This window comes from Streptomyces sp. NPDC029674 (genome assembly GCF_044903205.1).
Classification (GTDB): Bacteria; Actinomycetota; Actinomycetes; order Streptomycetales; family Streptomycetaceae; genus Streptomyces.
The window spans coordinates 44,390-61,400 of record NZ_JBJDPY010000026.1; the positions used below are offsets into that span (position 1 = coordinate 44,390).

Sequence of the window (17,011 nt, forward strand, 5' to 3'; positions counted from 1 at the left end):
ACGCCGAATGTCCGCTCACGCCCCGACCCCGTTCCAGGAATCGGAAGTCCAGCCCGTCGGCACCTTCACCGTGGAGCGGTCCGCCGACGGCCGCTGGTACACCGTGACCGGCCCTTGCCCGACCTGCCGGGGCCGCACGGTGTTCCGGGTCGCGTTCGGGGTGCTCGGGCCGGCCAAGGGGCGGGGGCGCCGCCGCTCCCGGCCCGAGCCGCTCACCGGCTCGATCCCCGTCTACTGCCAGTGCGGCTACCCGCACCCGGACCGCCCGCCCGAGTCACCCGACTCCGGCTGCGGAGCCTTCTGGGACGTGCCGGTCCCGCCCCCGGCGCAGGGCGGTGCCACCCCGTGACCGACCTCGCCAAGAAGCGGTTCGCGCAGCTCGGACAGCAGCTCCAGATCGACCAGCTCGCCGCCGTCCGGCGGCAGGCCGAGGGGTGGCGCAACGGCCTCGCCGGGCTGACCGGACTGGTCGGCGCCGTCTTCGTGCTCAAGGGCAGGGAAAGCGTCGCGGGCATGCCGGACCTCTGGCGGTGGACCACGGCGGGCCTGCTCGTCGCCGCCTTCGTCCTGCTCCTCTCCGGCGCGCTGAAGGCGGTGCGGGCCGCGCACGGACAGCTGGGGCAGCAGGCCTGGCTGAGCGGTGACCGGCTCTTCGCGGCCATCCTCGACGAGGTCGAGGAGACCCAGGACGCCTTGGCCTCGGCGCGGCGGCGCTCCGTCGTGGGGCTGTGCGCGATCGTCGCCGCTCTGGCGGTCAGCTGGGTGGTGCCGGTCGACGCCGACGAGGGCAAGAAGAGCGAGGGACGGTCGGCCGGGACGCCCCGTGTGCTGGTCACGACGGCGAAGGGCACCGTCTGCGGAGAGCTGGTGGTGAGCGACGCCCGGGGTGTGACCATGCGCGCGGCTGACGGCGGAGGCCGGAAAGGGAAGCCGGTGCGGCGCACGGTCCCCGCCGACGAGGTCCGGTCGGTGGTCCCCGTGCGGCGCTGCTGAGCCCGGCCGCCGGACGGCGTGCCGACGGCGTGCGGGGACGCCCGCGGTGAGACCCTCCCTCGATGAGTGATGGGACAGCGCACGACGAACCGCACGGCGGAGCCCTCGGGACACGGCTCAACTGGCTGCGGGCCGCCGTCCTCGGTGCCAATGACGGCATCGTCTCCACCGCGGGCCTCGTCGTCGGTGTCGCGGGTGCCACGGACGACCGCGGCACGCTGCTGACGGCGGGGCTCGCCGGGCTGCTCGCCGGGTCGATGTCCATGGCCGCGGGGGAGTACGTCTCCGTATCGACCCAGCGCGACTCGGAGAAGGCCGCGCTGGCCGTGGAGAAGCGGGAGCTGCGCGAGCAGCCCGAGGTCGAACTTGCCGAGCTGACCGCGCTCTTGGCGGAGCGTGGCCTCAGCCACGACGTGGCCCGCGAGGCCGCCGAGCAGCTCACCGAGCGGGACGCGCTGCGCGCCCACGCGCGCGTGGAGCTCGGCATCGACCCGGACGACCTGACCAATCCGTGGCACGCCGCCTGGGCGAGCTTCGTCGCGTTCACCGCGGGCGCGCTGCTGCCGCTCCTCGCGATCGTGCTGCCGCCCGCAGGATGGCGGCTCGCCGTGACCGTCGGCTCCGTCCTCGCGGCGCTCGCCCTCACGGGCTGGAGCAGCGCCCGCCTGGGTGCCGCGGCCTCGCGCCCGGCCGTGCTGCGCAACGTGCTGGGAGGGGCGCTCGCGATGGCGGTGACCTATGGGGCGGGGGCGCTTCTCGGGGCGGCAGGGGTTTGAGGCCGCACCTTTGGTGAGGATCACCAACAACCGCTCCCGTACCGCCGGTAATACTTGTCGGTAACAACCCCTAGTCGTGGACGAATAGCCGTTCTACCGTGCACGCATGTCCCCGAACCTGCCCGATGTCGTGCTGTGGTCCATCCCGGCTTTCGTGCTGCTGACCGTCGTCGAGATCGTGAGCCACCGGATCCATCCCGACGAGGACGCCGCGGGGTACGAGACGAAGGACGCCGCCACCAGCATCAGCATGGGGCTCGGCAGCCTCGTCTTCGACCTGCTGTGGAAGATCCCGATCGTCGCGATCTACACGGTGGTCTACGAACTGACTCCGCTGCGCGTGCCCGTCCTGTGGTGGACGATCCCGCTGATGCTCCTCGCCCAGGACTTCTTCTACTACTGGTCGCACCGGGGCCACCACGTCATCCGCATCCTGTGGGCCTGCCACGTCGTGCACCACTCCAGCCGCAAGTTCAACCTCACGACGGCACTGCGGCAGCCCTGGACGAGCCTCACGGTGTGGCCGTTCTACCTGCCGCTCATCGTCTGCGGCGTCCACCCGGCGGCGCTCGCGTTCTGCTCCTCGGCCAACCTGGTCTACCAGTTCTGGATCCACACCGAGCGCATCGGAAAGCTGCCCCGCCCCTTCGAGTACGTCTTCAACACGCCCTCACACCACCGCGTGCACCACGCGTCCCAGGGCGGCTACCTGGACCGCAACTTCGGCGGCATCCTGATCGTCTGGGACCGGATGTTCGGCTCCTGGGTCGCCGAGACCGACCGTCCCGTGTACGGCCTGACGAAGAACATCGACACGTACAACCCGCTGCGCGTGGCCACCCACGAGTACGCGGCCATCGCCAAGGACCTCAGGGCGGCCGCCGGTTGGCGGGAGCGGGCCGGGCGCCTCTTCCGCGGGCCCGGCTGGCAGCCCAAGGCCCCGGAGGCCTCCGGGGCTCCCGAGGCGTCCCCCGCGCCGCTGCCCGCCGCCTCCGACGCGGCGGTCCCGGAGCGGGCGGCGTGACGGGGCGGCCGCCGCCGGGGCTGCTCCTCGGCGCCTTCGGCGTGGCCGCGCTCGGCGACCTCGTCGCACTGCTCGCCGACTCCGGCCCCGGCCACGCCGTCCTCAAGCCGCTGCTGATGCCCCTCCTCGCGGCGTACGTCACCACACAGCGGGGCCCCCGGCTGCTGATCGCCGCCCTCCTCTTCGGCTGGGGCGGCGACACCCTCCTGCTCTTCGACGCCGAGCCCGCGTTCCTCGCCGGGATGGGGTCCTTCGCCGCCGGACACGTCTGCTACCTCGTGCTCTTCAAGCGGTACGGCGACACCCGGAGGTACGCGCGCGGCGGTGGGTCGGCCCGCGCGCGCGGGGCCGGGCTCGTGGCCGCGTACGCCCTCGCGCTCGCCGTCACCGTGGCGCTGCTCTGGCCGGACCTGCCGGCCGACATGCGGGGTCCCGTCGCGGGCTACAGCCTGCTGCTCACCGCCATGGCGTTCGGCGCGACCACGCTCGGCGTCACGGCCGCCGCGGGCGGGGCGCTGTTCCTGCTGTCGGACACCCTCATCGCGACCGGCGTCGCCGACTGGCCGCAGCTGCCCCGCCCCGACTTCGCGATCATGCTCACCTACCTCGCGGCCCAGGCCCTGTTGGCCAGGGGAGTGCTTGGCGCCTTCGAAGCCGGGCCGGACCCGGCGCGCGCGGTCACCAGCGGATCGGTACCGGTACCGCGGTGAGCAGCGCCGAGAGCGCCACGACGAGGCCCAGCGCGATCACCTCCCCGCGCGCGGGGACGTACGCCGAGACGCGGTCCGCCGTGCGGCGCAGCCGGCGGCGCGCCAGCAGCGCGAGCACGCCGACGACGGCGACGAGCAGCACCTTGGAGAGCAGGACGCGGCCGTACGCCGTCTCCGTGAGCTGGTCGACGACCGTGCTCGGCGGCATCCTGCGCAGCGTGCTGCACACTCCGGTCGCCGTGATCGCGGCGAACAGGGCGGTGGCCACGCGCGCGTAGAGACCCAGTACCGCGACGCCCTCCTCCGGAGAGGCGCTCCGCCACCGCCGCAGCACGCGCAGCACGTACAGGAGTCCGCCCGCCCACAGTGCGCCGCACGTCAGGTGCACCAGCGTGAGGCCGCTGCCGACGAGCGGGGCATCCTCCACCGGAGGGTGGGCCCGCAGCGCCTCCGCGACGATCACCGCGGCCAGCGGGAGCGCGGCGACGGCCGGCCGCCGGGAGCGTGCGCACAGCGCGGCCACGAGGAACGCGTTGACCTCGACGAGGGCCAGCCTGCCGTCCCTGGTGTCGTACAGCCGCCCGATGTCCAGGTCCGCGAACTCACGCGGCACCAGGTTGCCGTTGGCCACGATCGCGGCGAGCCCGAGCGCCGCCGCGCACCCCGCCCACGCCGCGTACGACGACCAGCCGCGCGGCAGCCGGTCCAGCGGCGCCCCCGGCACCCGCCGGGCCAGCCGGGCGGCGAACACCTCGCCCGACTGCACGCACAGAGCGGCGAACAGCACACCCCGCAGGAACGTGATCCAGCCCGTGCCGGGCGCCCGCGCCTCGCCGGTGCCGTCCAGCGCCACCGACGGGCCGAGCAGGGGGATCAGCGCGGCGACGGCCACCAGGACGAGCACGGCGGCGGCGCGCCCCACGGACGGGCGTATGGAACTCACCGCCAGATCTTCGCGAGGGGGCCCGCCGACGGGCAAGTCGAAGGGCCGGGCGGCCCCCGAGCCGCCCGGCCCTCCCCACCGCTCCACGGTGATGTGGTGCTACATACCCGCTACTTGCGCACGGCGTCCAACGCGTCGGCCATGCCCACTCCGTAGAAGCCGTTCTTGTTCCGGCCGCCCTCGCAGACCGCGTCGACCTTGCCGTCACCGTCGTAGTCGTACGGCTTCGTGCAGGCCATCGCGTCCGCCTGGCGGTAGAGCAGCGCCTTGACGCGCGCCGCCGAGGCGTGCGGATGCGTCGACTTCAGCAGTGCGGCCACGCCCGCGGCGTGCGGCGACGCCATCGACGTACCGCCCTTGTAGCCGAACTTGCCGCCCGGCAGCGTCGACAGGATCCGGCCGTCGACGGCCGGCGGGTTCGGCGCCTGGTACTTCGTGGAGTCGCCGCCCGGCGCCGTGATGTCGATGACGCCGTCGCCGTAGTTCGAGTACGACGCCTTGATGTTCTTCGCACCGGTGGCGGAGACCGTCACGACCCCCGGCAGCTGCGACGGGAGGTCGAGGCAGTCCGCGGTCTTGACGGTCCGCGGCACCGGAGTGGTGTCGTCGGGGCTCGACTCGTCGAGGATCTCGTCCTGGGCGAGGTCCGTCTTCGCGTTGCCGGCGGCAGCGACGTTCACCGCGCCCTTGCGCTCCGCGTACTTCGCGGCCCGCCCGACCGCGTCGACCAGCGCCTTCTGGTCGGCGTCGGTCTTGCAGTTGAACAGCCACGGGTCGGTGTAATAGCTGTTGTTGGTGACGTCGACGCCGTGGTCGGCCGCCCACACGAAGCCGCAGACGACAGCCTCCGTGTAGTACATGCCGGTCGCGGGCTCCGCCACCTTCAGGCTCGCGACCTTCACGCCCGGCGCGACACCGGTGACACCGGTGCCGTTCTTCGCGGCGGCGATCGTGCCCGCCACGTGCATGCCGTGGTCGCTCTCGCCGGCCACCGGGCGCCATGCGTCGTTCTTCTGCACGGGCACGCCGCCCAGGCAGCTCGCGGACGCCCGGCGGTCGAAGTTCGGCGCGATGTCGGGGTGGGTGTCGTCGACTCCGGAGTCGAGCACGCCGACCGTGACCTTGCTGCTGCCGAGGGAGACCTCGTGCGCCTTGTCCGCCTTCATGGCGGGCAGGTCCCACTGGAGCGGCTCCAGCTCGTCCTGGCCCGCCGAGGCCTTGCCCGCCGCCGCCTTCGCCTCCGCGGCGGTCAGCGGCCGCTCGGACTCCAGGGCGTTGTCCGTCTGGGCCGACAGCGGAGCGGTCCGCGTCGCGCCCGCCGAGTCGACGCCCTTCACCTTGCGCATCGTCTTCGCGAAGTCGGGGTTCGCCGAGTGGACGACGATGACGCCGATCTTGTCGTACGCGATGACGACGTCGCCGCCGGCCTTGGCGATGGCCTTCTTCGCGCGCTCCGAACTCCCCTTTCCGGGGCGGACGTTCACGACGTAACTCATCGACGAGGCATCCGAGGCCGACGCCGAGACCGAGGCCGGCGCGTCCGGCATCGCGGCGGGCCGCGCGGACGCCGTCCCCGGCAGGAACGCGACGGCCGAGACCATCGCGACGCCGAGCGGCAGGGCCAGCGCACGGCGGGAGCGCAGGAAAGCAGTGGCCGATATGTGGGACTTGTGCACGTTCTCTCTCCCCGTCACTTCTTCTTCACGGCGTCGAGCGCGTCGACGAGCCCGCTGCCGTAGAAGCTGTTGTCGCGCTTGCCGCTCTCGCAGACCGCGTCGACGTCACCGTCACCGTCGGGGTCGTACGGATCCGACGGGCACTCCAGCCGGTCGGCCTGCTTCTTGAGGAGCCGCTGCACCTCGGCCGGGCCCGCCTCGGGGTGCGTCGACTTGATCAGCGCGGCGACGCCCGAGGCGTGCGGCGCGGCCATCGAGGTGCCCTGCAGCCAGCCGTACTCGCCGCCCGGCATGGTGGAGAGGATGCGGCCGTTCTTCGACGGGGTGTCCGCCGGGATCTGGAACTTGTCGCCGCCCGGCGCGGCGATGTCGACGACGCCCTTGCCGTAGCTGGAGTAGATCGACTTCAGGTCCTTCACGCCCGTCGCGCTGGTGGTGACGACGCCCGGCAGCTGGGTCGGCACGTCGAGGCACTCGTGCGGGTCGATGGTGCGGGTCACCGGAGTGGAGTCGTCCGGGCTTGAGTCGTCGACGATCGCGTCGGAGTCCAGGTCGTGGTTGGAGTTGCCCGCGGAGGCCACGTTGAGCGTGCCCTTCTTCTGCGCGTACAGCTGCGCGCGGTTGACCGCGTCGAGGATCGCCTTCTGGTCCGGGTCGTCCTTGCAGTTGTACAGCCACGGATCCACGTAGTAGCTGTTGTTGGTGATCTCGACGCTGTGCTCGGCGGCGAACACGAAGGCGCAGACCACGTTCTCCGGGTAGAACAGCTCGTCGACCGGGTCGGCCACCCTGATGGCCGAGATCTTCACGCCGGGCGCGACGCCCGCGACACCGACGCCGTTGCGCGCGGCGGCGATCTCACCGGCCACGTGCGTGCCGTGGTAGCTGTCCTTCGGCGACGGACGCCAGGCCCCCGCCGAGGTGTCCAGCTTGCCGCCGACACAGCTCGCGGACTGCGACGCCGAGAAGTTGGGGGCGAGGTCCGGGTGGGTGTCGTCGACGCCGGTGTCGATCACGGCGACGGTGACCTTCTTGCTGCCCGGGTTGATCTTCGCGGCCTTGTCGGCGTCGATCGCCCGCAGGTCCCACTGGTCGGCTTCCAGCGGCTCGGCGCCCGGAGCGGCGCTCTTCTTCAGGGCCTTGGCCTCGGCCTTGGAGAGCAGCTTCGCCTTGCCGTCGTCCGTGGTGCCGGCCGGCTTCAGCGGTGCGGTGTGGGTCGCGCCAGCGGACTGGACGCCGCGCACGTCACGCATCAGCTTGCCGAAGTCCGGGTTCGTCGAGTGGACGACGACGACGCCTATCTTCTCGTGCGTGGCGACGACGGAGCCGCCGGCCCTGGCTATCGCCTTCTTGACGTACGCGAGCGTCTTGCGGTCCGTGCGGGTGTTGACGACGTACGCGAAGACGGGGGCGTCCTTCGCGGTCTGCGCCGACACCGGGGCGGGGGGCTCGTTCGGGGCCGCGGTCGCGGCACCGGGCACGAAGCCGACCGAGGCGGCGAGCGCGAGGCCGAGCGGCACGGTGAGCGCCGTACGACGTCTGGAAGGCAGATGAGCCATGGGATCTCCACATCATCCGGATACGGAACTGCCCGAACACAGCTGGTGCTCGGGCAGGTACATGACGGGTTGTGCAGGGTGAAGCTATCCCCCGAACTCCCAGGCCAGCAATGCCTTCCGGAAGAAACCGGTTGGTCGGGGCGCGTCGTGCGCGTCACAAGGACGTTGAGCAGACAACGGAAGCAACATCAACCCCTGTCGGATCACGTCCCATGGCCTTAGCATCGCCATCCGTGGCTCACGTGATCCGCGTCACGCCGGATGTGAGACCAGAGAGCCCATGGAACAACTGTCCGTCCCCACCCCACCCGCACCACGAGGAGACTCCGTGGCCACCGACGCACCGCCCCCTTCGAAGGGTGGCGCAGGAAAAGACCCCGCTCCCCACGCGCCCTCCACGGAGGAGTTCATCGAGGTGCAGGAGAGCGCGGAGTTCGGTGAACTGCGCCGCTCGCACCGCTCGTTCGCCTTCCCGCTCACCATCGCCTTCATCGCCTGGTACCTCGTCTACGTCCTGCTCTCCAACTACGCGGGCGAGTTCATGGGCACCAAGCTCTTCGGCAACATCAACGTGGCCCTGATCCTCGGCCTCGGGCAGTTCCTGACCACCTTCCTCATCGCCTGGTTCTACTCGCGCCACGCGGCGGCGCAGCTCGACCCCAAGGCCGAGGCCATCAAATCCCGCATGGAGAACCGTCCGCCGACCCGCCTGGAGGGCGACGCATGAGCCCCGCGCACACCGCCGTGATCGACCTGGCGGCGGCGTCCGACGCCTCCGAGCACCGGCCGCTGATCATCAGCCTCTTCGCCGCCTTCGTCGTCGCCACCCTCTTCATCACCGTGTGGGCAGGACGGCAGACCAAGAGCGCCGCCGACTTCTACGCGGGCGGCCGCCAGTTCACCGGCTTCCAGAACGGCCTGGCGATCTCCGGCGACTACATGTCCGCCGCCTCCTTCCTCGGCATCGCGGGCGCCATCGCCCTCTTCGGATACGACGGGTTCCTCTACTCCATCGGCTTCCTGGTCGCCTGGCTGGTGGCGCTCCTCCTGGTCGCCGAGCCGCTGCGCAACTCCGGGCGCTACACGATGGGCGACGTCCTCGCGTACCGCATGCGCCAGCGCCCGGTCCGTACCGCCGCGGGCACCTCCACGATCGTCGTCTCGATCTTCTACCTGCTCGCGCAGATGGCGGGCGCGGGCGTCCTCGTCTCGCTGCTGCTCGGCATCACCAGCGACGCGGGCAAGGTCCTCATCGTCGCCCTCGTCGGCGTCCTGATGATCGTCTACGTCACCATCGGCGGCATGAAGGGCACCACGTGGGTGCAGATGGTCAAGGCCGTCCTGCTCATCACCGGCACCATCCTCATCACCTTCCTGATCCTGCTGAAGTTCAACTTCAACGTCTCCGACCTGCTCGGCACGGCCGCCTCCAACAGCGGCAAGGGCTCGGCCTTCCTGGAGCCCGGCCTCAAGTACGGCGTCTCCGGCACCTCGAAGCTGGACTTCATCTCGCTCGGCATCGCCCTGGTCCTCGGCACCGCCGGCCTGCCGCACATCCTGATCCGCTTCTACACCGTCCCGACGTCCAAGGCCGCCCGTAAGTCCGTGAACTGGGCCATCGGCATCATCGGCGCCTTCTACCTGATGACGATCGTCCTCGGCTTCGGCGCCGCCGCCCTGCTCAAGCCCGGCGAGATCATCGCCTCCAACAAGGCGGGCAACACGGCCGCCCCGCTCGCCGCCATGGAGATCGGCGGCGGTGGCGACTCGACCGGCGGCGCGATCCTGCTCGCGGTGATCTCCGCGGTCGCCTTCGCCACGATCCTCGCGGTCGTCGCGGGCCTCACCCTGGCCTCGTCGTCCTCGTTCGCCCACGACATCTACGCGAACGTCATCCGCAAGGGCAAGGCCACCGAGAAGGAGGAGATGAAGGCGGCCCGCTGGTCGACCGTCTTCATCGGCATCGTCTCCATCGCCCTCGGCGCCCTGGCCCGAGATCTGAACGTGGCAGGGCTCGTCGCCCTCGCCTTCGCGGTCGCCGCCTCCGCCAACCTGCCGACGATCCTCTACAGCCTGTTCTGGAAGAGGTTCACGACGCAGGGCGCACTCTGGTCGATCTACGGAGGCCTCATCGCTGCCGTCGGCCTGGTGCTCTTCTCGCCGGTCGTCTCCGGCAAGCCCAGCTCGATGTTCCCCGACGCGAATTTCGACTTCTTCCCGCTGGAGAACCCGGGCCTGATCTCCATCCCGCTGGGCTTCCTGCTCGGCTGGCTCGGCTCGCTCCTCTCCAAGGAGGAACCGGACAAGGGCAAGTACGCGGAGCTGGAGGTCAAGTCCCTCACCGGCGTCGGAGCCCACTGACCAGGTTCTGTTCACACGTTTGTAGCGGCCGCGTCGTAGAGTCCTACGACGCGGCCGCACCGTTCCTCGTGGCAAATGGCCCATGGCGTTGTCAGAGGTGTCGCGTAAGGTCGAAGGCAGTGGGACCCATCAGCATCCGTCCGCCGGGGAGGGGGCCGCAGTGCTCATCGACACGTTTGGCCGCGTAGCCACTGACCTGCGCGTATCACTGACAGACCGCTGCAATCTGCGGTGCACCTACTGCATGCCGGAGGAAGGCCTGCAGTGGCTGGCCAAGCCGGACCTGCTCACCGACGACGAGATCGTCCGCCTGGTCCGCATCGCCGTCACACAGCTCGGCATCACCGAGATCCGCTTCACCGGCGGCGAGCCCCTGCTGCGCCCCGGCCTCGTCGGCATCGTCGAGCGCTGCGCCCAGCTGGAGCCCCGCCCCAAGATGTCCCTGACGACGAACGGCATCGGCCTCAGGCGCACCGCCAAGGCCCTCAAGGCCGCGGGCCTCGACCGGGTCAACGTCTCCCTGGACACCCTGCGCCCCGACGTCTTCAAGACGCTCACCCGCCGCGACCGCCACAAGGACGTCCTCGAAGGCCTCGAAGCGGCCCGCGACGCCGGCCTCACCCCGGTCAAGGTCAACACCGTCCTGATGCCGGGGCTGAACGACGACGAGGCCCCCGACCTGCTCGCCTGGGCCGTGGAGAACGAGTACGAGCTCCGCTTCATCGAGCAGATGCCCCTGGACGCCCAGCACGGCTGGAAGCGCGACGGCATGATCACCGCGGGCGACATCCTGCAGTCCCTGCGCACCCGCTTCGAGCTCACCGAAGAGGGCTCCGGCGAGCGCGGCTCCGCGCCCGCCGAGCGCTGGATCGTCGACGGCGGCCCGCACCGCGTCGGCGTCATCGCCTCCGTCACCCGCCCGTTCTGCTCGGCCTGCGACCGCACCCGCCTGACGGCCGACGGCCAGGTCCGCACCTGCCTCTTCGCCACCGAGGAGACCGACCTGCGCGGCGCGCTGCGCGCGGCACCGGAAGACACGACGGACGGCTCGGACGAGGCGATCGCCCGCCTATGGAAGCTCGCCATGTGGGGCAAGAAGGCGGGCTCCGGCCTGGACGACCCGTCGTCGTTCCTGCAGCCGGACCGCCCGATGTCGGCGATCGGCGGCTAGGAAGCACCCCGGCCGCCGTCGGCGGCCTCGCGCGCCTGCCACTCGTCGAGCGGCACGACGTCCTTCAGCATGCCGCGCACGCCGAGGAACTGGGAGAGATGCTCGCGGTGATCTCCGCACGCGAGCCACGTCTTGCGGCGCTCCGGGGTATGGATCTTGGGGTTGTTCCAGGCGAGCACCCAGACCGCCGGTACACGGCAGCCCTTGGCGGAACAGATCGGGTTTTCGTCACTCACAGTCGCATCCAAGTGCCGCAAACAAGGCGACGCCGAGCAGCCACGGGGGGAGCTGCCCGGCGTCGGTCTGTCGCTCCGACGGGGGATGCGGAGCGCGTACGAAGTATGTCATGGGGGACCCGTCGACTGGCACCGGAACTACATGATTGATCTGAGGTTTTCTTGAGCTTGGCGCAACGTCGACGGTCAGTTCGGCTCGTGCGCGGCGTCGCGCCGCTGGTCGTGTGCGGGGCCCAGGGGATCTTCCGGGACGGATTCCGCGGCGGCGGCCGCGGCGGGCGGCGCGAGCATTGGCCGAGAAGGGGCGGGTACGAACGTCGACGGCAGCGAAGGAGGCGACTCCCGGCCGGCGTTGGCGATCACGACGGAGATGTACGGCAGGAGAATACCGAGCACCAGAGCGACGAGCGCGACGTGCCGCTCGACGTTCCACAGCACCGCGGCGGCCACCACCGACACGGTACGGACCGACATCGAGATCACATACCGTCGCTGCCTGCCGCGCACGTCCTCCGCCAGACCCTGTCGGGCCCCGGTGATCCGGAAGACCTGGCCGCTGCTCTGCTTCCGCATCACATTCCACCGCCCTGTCCGCTGTGCCGGACTCTCCGCGGTACCTGCCCCGGTCCGGCCCCTCAACGTTACGCCGCGGCTGCGCAGCCTACGAGACCGGGGCAGGCCTCTTCTCGGTGCCCCTCCTGCGTCCCGCCACGTATGGACGAGCCCGACATGCGCCGTATGGCGGACGGGTCGAGACTGGCCGTAATGCTCATCTGAGCCGACTAGGAGGCAGCTATGGGCTGGTTGTGGGCCATCATCGTGGGTTTCGTACTGGGGCTGATTGCCAAGGCGATCCTCCCCGGGAAGCAGCACAGTCCTCTCTGGCTGACCACGGTGTTCGGCATCATCGGAGCCGTTGTGGGCAACTGGCTCGCGACTCAGTTCGGCATCAACGAGACCAAGGGCATCGACTGGGGCCGGCACGCGCTCCAGCTGGTCGCGGCTCTCGTCGTCGTAGGCCTTGGTGACGCTGCGTACATGGCGGTCCGGGGCAAGAAGCGCACGGCGTAACCGCGCGAAGAGGGGCCGGTCCGCTCGGACCGGCCCCTCTCCGTCCGCGTGGTGCGGCGCGGTGCGTCAGGCCGAGGTGACCTCGACCGCGGCCAGGTTCTTCTTGCCGCGACGCAGCACCAGCCAGCGCCCGTGCAGCAGATCCTCGCGGGCCGGTACGGCGTCCTCGGCGGCGACCTTCACGTTGTTCACGTAGGCACCGCCCTCCTTGACCGTGCGCCGGGCGGCGGACTTGCTCGCCACCAGGCCGACCTCGGCGAGCAGGTCCACGACCGGACCGAGCTCGGCGACCTCGACGCGCGGCAGCTCGGAGAGGGCCGCGGCCAGCGTCGCCTCGTCGAGATCGGCGAGCTCACCCTGGCCGAAGAGCGCCTTGGACGCGGCGATGACCGCGGCGCACTGGTCCGCGCCGTGCACCAGCGTGGTCAGCTCCTCGGCGAGCGCACGCTGCGCGGCGCGCGCCTGCGGACGCTCCTCGGTCTGCTTCTCGATCTCCTCGATCTCCTCGCGGGACTTGAAGGACAGGATCCGCATGTACGTCGAGATGTCCCGGTCGTCCGTGTTCAGCCAGAACTGGTAGAACGCGTACGGCGTGGTCATCGCCGGGTCGAGCCAGACCGCGCCGCCCTCGGACTTGCCGAACTTGGTGCCGTCCGACTTGAGCATCAGCGGCGTGCCCATGGCGTGCACCGCGGCGTCCGGCTCCAGGCGGTGGATCAGGTCGATGCCCGCCGTGAGGTTGCCCCACTGGTCGCTGCCGCCGGTCTGCAGCGTGCAGCCGTACCGCCGGTAGAGCTCCAGGAAGTCCATGCCCTGGAGGAGCTGGTAGCTGAACTCCGTGTACGAGATGCCTTCCTGGGACTCCAGGCGGCGGGCCACGGAGTCCTTGGTCAGCATCTTGTTGACGCGGAAGTGCTTGCCGATGTCGCGCAGGAACTCGATCGCGGACAGGCCCGCGGTCCAGTCGAGGTTGTTGACCATCGTCGCGCCGTTCTCGCCCTCGAAGGACAGGAACGGCTCGATCTGCGAGCGCAGCCGGGCCACCCAGTTCGCGACCGTCTCCGGGTCGTTCAGGGTGCGCTCGGCGGTCGGCCGCGGGTCGCCGATCTGGCCGGTCGCCCCGCCCACCAGCGCCAGCGGGCGGTGTCCCGCCTGCTGGAGCCGCCGGACGGTGAGGACCTGCACGAGGTGGCCCACGTGCAGGCTCGCCGCGGTCGGGTCGAAGCCGCAATAGAACGTGACGGGACCGTCCGCGAGCGCCTTGCGCAGTGCGTCTTCATCGGTGGACAGGGCGAAAAGCCCCCGCCACTTCAGCTCGTCGACGATGTCCGTCACGGGTCTCGCGTCTCCTTGGATGTACGGAAGGGTGCACAGGTGAGTGCAGGGTCCGAGGTTATACGCCCTGGCTGACCGAGCTCATATTGAAATCGGGGACGCGCAGCGCGGGCATCGCGGCCCGGGTGAAGTAGTCGCCCCACTCGCGCGGCAGCGTCTTCTCCGTGCGGCCCGCCTCGGTCGCCCGGCCCAGGAGGTCCACGGGCGACTCGTTGAACCGGAAGTTGTTCACCTCGCCCACCACCTCACCGTTCTCGACGAGGTAGACGCCGTCCCTGGTAAGGCCGGTGAGCAGCAGCGTCGCCGGGTCGACCTCGCGGATGTACCAGAGGCAGGTCAGCAGCAGCCCGCGCCCGGTGGCCGCGACCATCTCGTCCAGCGAGCGGTCGCCGCCCCCGTCCAGGACGAGGTTGTCGACGGCCGGCGTCACCGGCAGCCCGGTCAGGCCCGCGCTGTGCCGGCTGGTCGCGAGGTGAGCGAGCTCACCGGCGCGGATCCACTCGGTGGCGGCCAGCGGCAGACCGTTGTCGAAGACGGAGGCGTCCCCGCCCGAGGAGTGCGCGAGCACGAACGGCGCGGACTCCAGGCCCGGCTCGTGCGGGTCGCTGCGCAGCGTCAGCGGCAGCTCGGTGACGCGTTCCCCGAGGCGCGTGGCGCCGCCCGGCTTGGCGAACACCGTGCGGCCCTCGGCGGCGTCGCGGGCCGACGACGACCAGTACTGGTAGATCAGCAGGTCGGCGACGGCGGTCGGCGGCAGCAGCGTCTCGTACCGCCCGGCGGGCAGGTCGATACGCCGCCGCGCCCAGCCGAGGCGCTGCGCGAGCTCCTCGTCGAGCGCCGCCGGGTCGACGTCCTTGAAGTCCCGGGTGGCCCGCCCCGCCCACGCCGACTTGGTGCGGTCCGGCGACTTGGCGTTGAGTTCGAGCGTGCCGGTGGGCTGGTCGTGGCGCAGCCGCAGCCCCGTCGACGTACCGAGGTAGCTCGACACGAGCTCGTGGTTCGCGAAGCCGTACAGCTCGCGACCGCCCGCACGGGCCCTGGCGAAGGCCTCGCCGAGCGCGGGAGCGAAGTCCGCGAAGACCGCGGACGAGGTCTCGACGGGTGCCTCCGTGAAATCGGCGGAGGCGGCGGTGCCGGTCACCAGCGGCTGCGCGTCCTCGGCGGGGGCCGCCCCGCGCGCCGCCTCCTCGGCGGCCCGCACCAGCGGTTCCAGGTCGTCGGCGGTGACGGCCGAGCGGGTCACGACGCCGGAGGCGGTGCCCTCCTTGCCGTCGACGGTCGCGATGACGGTGAGGGTGCGGCCGCGGGTGACGCCGTTGGTGGTGAGCGCGTTGCCCGCCCAGCGCAGGTTCGCCGTCGACTCCTCGTCGGCGATCACGACGCAGCCGTCGGCGGTGGACAGTTCGAGGGCGCGCTCGACGATCTCGTGCGGCTTGGTGGCGCTGCGGCTCATCGACCGGCCTCCTGCGTGGTGTTCAGAATGTTCACGCCCCGGAAGAGGGCGGACGGGCAGCCGTGCGAGACCGCGGCGGTCTGGCCCGGCTGGGCCTTGCCGCAGTTGAAGGCGCCGCCGAGGACGTACGTCTGCGGGCCGCCGACCGCGGCCATCGAGCCCCAGAAGTCGGTGGTCGTCGCCTGGTAGGCGACGTCCCGCAGCTGCCCGGCGAGCCGCCCGTTCTCGATCTTGTAGAAGCGCTGCCCGGTAAATTGAAAGTTGTACCTTTGCATGTCAATGGACCACGACCGGTCACCGACCACGTAGATGCCGCGGTCGACGCCCGCGATCAGGTCCTCCGTGGAGAGCCCGCCCGGGTCCGGCTGCAGCGACACGTTCGCCATGCGCTGCACCGGCACGTGGCCGGGGGAGTCGGCGTACGCGCAGCCGTTGGACCGCTCGAAGCCGGTGAGCTTCGCGATGCGCCGGTCCAGCTGGTAGCCGACCAGCGTGCCGTCCTTGACCAGGTCCCAGGACTGCGCGGCCACACCCTCGTCGTCGTACCCGATGGTGGCGAGCCCGTGCTCGGCCGTCCTGTCACCCGTCACGTTCATCAGCGACGAGCCGTACGCGAGCTTGCCGAGCTGGTCGAAGGTGGCGAACGACGTCCCGGCGTACGCCGCCTCGTAGCCGAGCGCGCGGTCCAGCTCGGTGGCGTGGCCGATGGACTCGTGGATCGTCAGCCAGAGGTTGGACGGATCGACGACGAGGTCGTACGAACCCGCCCGAACGCTCGGCGCCCGCATCTTCTCCGCCAATTGCTCGGGAATCCGCGCGAGTTCGCCCTCCCAGTCCCAGCCGGTCCCCGTGAGGTACTCCCAGCCGCGGCCGGCCGGCGGCGCGATCGTCCGCATCGAGTCGAACTCACCGGTCGACGCGTCCACGGCCACCGCGGTCAGCTGCGGGTGCAGCCGCACGCGCTGCTGCGTCGTCACCGTCCCCGCCGTGTCCGCGTAGAACTTGTTCTCGTGCACGGTGAGCAGCGAGGCGTCGACGTGCGCGACCCCCTCGGCGGCGAGCAGCCGCGCGCTCCAGTCGGCGAGCAGCCCCGCCTTCTCCTCGTCGGGCACGGAGAACGGATCGATCTCGTACGAGGAGACCCACGTCTTGTCCGCGTGCACCGGCTCGTTCGCCAGCTCCACCCGTTCCTTCGACCCCGCGGCTTTGATGACCTGCGCGGACAGCTTCGCCATCGCCACGGCCTGCGACGCGACCCGCGCCGCCGCGTCCATCGTCATGTCCACACCCGAGGCGAAGCCCCAGGTGCCGCCGTGCACCACACGGACCGCGTACCCGAGGTCCGTCGAGTCGGAGCTGCCGGACGGCCGGGCGTCGCGCAGCTGCCAGGACGCGCTGCGCACCCGCTCCAGGCGGAAGTCCGCGTGGTCGGCGCCGAGCGCCCGCGCGCGGGCCAGCGCGGCGTCGGCGAGAGCCCGCAGCGGCAGCGCCGTGAAGGCTTCATCGATGGAATGAGGCACGGATGTCTCCCTGCTGTCGGCACCGGTCAGCCCCGATCATGTCGCGCCGGACGGCCCGGGGGCCAGGCTTTTCTGTAGGGACCCGACAGCGACTCCTCCGAGCCACTGTCGGTCGTCGATTCTCCGTATCGCGGGAGGTACCGATAGGTTTTCGAGGTACCAGACCGCTATCGAAAGGGTGAT

The 17,011-nt window shown here is 70.9% G+C and carries 17 protein-coding genes; 9 read left to right on the forward strand and 8 right to left on the reverse strand.

The features are described 5' to 3' along the window. Window positions 1-7: 7 nt before the first annotated feature. The 5 genes from ACI2L3_RS37045 to ACI2L3_RS37065 all read left to right on the forward strand — a co-directional run bounded on the left by ACI2L3_RS37045 (window position 8) and on the right by ACI2L3_RS37065 (window position 3,503). The gene (locus tag ACI2L3_RS37045; RefSeq protein ID WP_404756847.1) at window positions 8-349 is read left to right on the forward strand and encodes a hypothetical protein; all 342 of its coding nucleotides are present in this window, start codon (window positions 8-10) and stop codon (window positions 347-349) included. Beyond that, the gene (locus tag ACI2L3_RS37050; RefSeq protein ID WP_404756848.1) at window positions 346-993 is read left to right on the forward strand and encodes a hypothetical protein; all 648 of its coding nucleotides are present in this window, start codon (window positions 346-348) and stop codon (window positions 991-993) included. The genes ACI2L3_RS37045 and ACI2L3_RS37050 overlap by 4 nt, the downstream gene beginning before the upstream one ends. A 62-nt stretch (window positions 994-1,055) precedes the next feature. Beyond that, on the forward strand, window positions 1,056-1,769 hold the full coding sequence (locus ACI2L3_RS37055; protein ID WP_404756849.1) for a VIT family protein: 714 nt from the start codon (window positions 1,056-1,058) through the stop codon (window positions 1,767-1,769). 106 nt (window positions 1,770-1,875) lie between these two features. Further along, window positions 1,876-2,793: a sterol desaturase family protein gene (locus ACI2L3_RS37060; protein ID WP_404756850.1), complete on the forward strand. Its 918-nt coding sequence runs from the start codon at window positions 1,876-1,878 to the stop codon at window positions 2,791-2,793. Then, window positions 2,790-3,503: a lysoplasmalogenase gene (locus tag ACI2L3_RS37065; RefSeq protein WP_404756851.1), complete on the forward strand. Its 714-nt coding sequence runs from the start codon at window positions 2,790-2,792 to the stop codon at window positions 3,501-3,503. Before ACI2L3_RS37060 ends, ACI2L3_RS37065 begins: the two co-directional genes overlap by 4 nt. On the opposite strand, the gene ACI2L3_RS37070 is transcribed toward ACI2L3_RS37065, so the two are convergent. The 3 genes from ACI2L3_RS37070 to ACI2L3_RS37080 form a co-directional block, all read right to left on the reverse strand. Then, entirely contained in the window at window positions 3,472-4,446 is a 975-nt protein-coding gene (locus ACI2L3_RS37070; protein WP_404756852.1) for a CopD family protein, read from the reverse strand. The genes ACI2L3_RS37065 and ACI2L3_RS37070 overlap by 32 nt on opposite strands. A gap of 110 nt (window positions 4,447-4,556) precedes the next feature. Then, complete coding sequence (locus tag ACI2L3_RS37075) at window positions 4,557-6,047, reverse strand: S8 family peptidase (RefSeq protein ID WP_404756885.1); 1,491 nt, start codon at window positions 6,045-6,047, stop codon at window positions 4,557-4,559. A gap of 89 nt (window positions 6,048-6,136) precedes the next feature. Then, window positions 6,137-7,681: a S8 family peptidase gene (locus ACI2L3_RS37080; RefSeq protein ID WP_404756853.1), complete on the reverse strand. Its 1,545-nt coding sequence runs from the start codon at window positions 7,679-7,681 to the stop codon at window positions 6,137-6,139. 328 nt (window positions 7,682-8,009) lie between these two features. Here ACI2L3_RS37080 and ACI2L3_RS37085 point away from each other — a divergent pair, with 328 nt between their 5' ends. From ACI2L3_RS37085 to moaA, 3 genes are all read left to right on the forward strand, one after another. Further along, entirely contained in the window at window positions 8,010-8,408 is a 399-nt protein-coding gene (locus ACI2L3_RS37085) for a DUF485 domain-containing protein (protein ID WP_404756854.1), read from the forward strand. Continuing rightward, window positions 8,405-10,042, forward strand: coding sequence for a cation acetate symporter (locus ACI2L3_RS37090; RefSeq protein ID WP_404756855.1), 1,638 nt, complete (start codon window positions 8,405-8,407; stop codon window positions 10,040-10,042). The genes ACI2L3_RS37085 and ACI2L3_RS37090 overlap by 4 nt, the downstream gene beginning before the upstream one ends. A gap of 160 nt (window positions 10,043-10,202) precedes the next feature. Further along, window positions 10,203-11,213 (forward strand): GTP 3',8-cyclase MoaA, encoded by a 1,011-nt coding sequence (gene moaA, locus ACI2L3_RS37095; protein ID WP_404756856.1) that lies wholly within the window; start codon window positions 10,203-10,205, stop codon window positions 11,211-11,213. Here moaA and ACI2L3_RS37100 read toward each other — a convergent pair. Together ACI2L3_RS37100 and ACI2L3_RS37105 are read right to left on the reverse strand one after the other, a co-directional pair. Beyond that, on the reverse strand, window positions 11,210-11,449 hold the full coding sequence (locus ACI2L3_RS37100) for a hypothetical protein (RefSeq protein ID WP_404756857.1): 240 nt from the start codon (window positions 11,447-11,449) through the stop codon (window positions 11,210-11,212). The genes moaA and ACI2L3_RS37100 overlap by 4 nt on opposite strands. Before the next feature lie 186 nt (window positions 11,450-11,635). After that, window positions 11,636-12,022: a DUF3099 domain-containing protein gene (locus ACI2L3_RS37105; RefSeq protein ID WP_404756858.1), complete on the reverse strand. Its 387-nt coding sequence runs from the start codon at window positions 12,020-12,022 to the stop codon at window positions 11,636-11,638. Between the two features lie 222 nt (window positions 12,023-12,244). Here ACI2L3_RS37105 and ACI2L3_RS37110 point away from each other — a divergent pair, with 222 nt between their 5' ends. Next, window positions 12,245-12,520, forward strand: a complete 276-nt coding sequence (locus ACI2L3_RS37110) for a GlsB/YeaQ/YmgE family stress response membrane protein (protein ID WP_404756859.1) — start codon at window positions 12,245-12,247, stop codon at window positions 12,518-12,520. Between the two features lie 66 nt (window positions 12,521-12,586). On the opposite strand, the gene tyrS is transcribed toward ACI2L3_RS37110, so the two are convergent. Genes tyrS through ACI2L3_RS37125 form a run of 3 tightly spaced genes read right to left on the reverse strand, consistent with a single transcriptional unit; the run spans window position 12,587 to window position 16,828 of the window. Continuing rightward, window positions 12,587-13,855 carry a tyrosine--tRNA ligase gene (tyrS, locus tag ACI2L3_RS37115; protein WP_404756860.1) on the reverse strand — a complete coding sequence of 423 codons (1,269 nt, stop codon included), beginning with the start codon at window positions 13,853-13,855 and terminating at the stop codon, window positions 12,587-12,589. Between the two features lie 58 nt (window positions 13,856-13,913). Further along, the gene (locus tag ACI2L3_RS37120; RefSeq protein WP_404756861.1) at window positions 13,914-15,308 is read right to left on the reverse strand and encodes a metallopeptidase TldD-related protein; all 1,395 of its coding nucleotides are present in this window, start codon (window positions 15,306-15,308) and stop codon (window positions 13,914-13,916) included. Further along, the gene (locus tag ACI2L3_RS37125) at window positions 15,305-16,828 is read right to left on the reverse strand and encodes a TldD/PmbA family protein (protein ID WP_404756862.1); all 1,524 of its coding nucleotides are present in this window, start codon (window positions 16,826-16,828) and stop codon (window positions 15,305-15,307) included. The genes ACI2L3_RS37120 and ACI2L3_RS37125 overlap by 4 nt, the downstream gene beginning before the upstream one ends. Window positions 16,829-17,011 lie beyond the last annotated feature (183 nt).

Excerpts from the sequence above, each read along its gene's own strand:
- ACI2L3_RS37045 (WP_404756847.1), top strand. The coding sequence starts at position 8 with ATGTCCGCTCACGCCCCGACCCCGTTCCAGGAATCGGAAGTCCAGCCC.
- ACI2L3_RS37055 (WP_404756849.1), top strand. The coding sequence starts at position 1,056 with ATGAGTGATGGGACAGCGCACGACGAACCGCACGGCGGAGCCCTCGGG.
- ACI2L3_RS37060 (WP_404756850.1), top strand. The coding sequence starts at position 1,876 with ATGTCCCCGAACCTGCCCGATGTCGTGCTGTGGTCCATCCCGGCTTTC.
- ACI2L3_RS37075 (WP_404756885.1), bottom strand. The coding sequence starts at position 6,047 with ATGGTCTCGGCCGTCGCGTTCCTGCCGGGGACGGCGTCCGCGCGGCCC.
- ACI2L3_RS37080 (WP_404756853.1), bottom strand. The coding sequence starts at position 7,681 with ATGGCTCATCTGCCTTCCAGACGTCGTACGGCGCTCACCGTGCCGCTC.
- ACI2L3_RS37090 (WP_404756855.1), top strand. The coding sequence starts at position 8,405 with ATGAGCCCCGCGCACACCGCCGTGATCGACCTGGCGGCGGCGTCCGAC.
- ACI2L3_RS37105 (WP_404756858.1), bottom strand. The coding sequence starts at position 12,022 with ATGCGGAAGCAGAGCAGCGGCCAGGTCTTCCGGATCACCGGGGCCCGA.
- ACI2L3_RS37110 (WP_404756859.1), top strand. The coding sequence starts at position 12,245 with ATGGGCTGGTTGTGGGCCATCATCGTGGGTTTCGTACTGGGGCTGATT.
- ACI2L3_RS37120 (WP_404756861.1), bottom strand. The coding sequence starts at position 15,308 with ATGAGCCGCAGCGCCACCAAGCCGCACGAGATCGTCGAGCGCGCCCTC.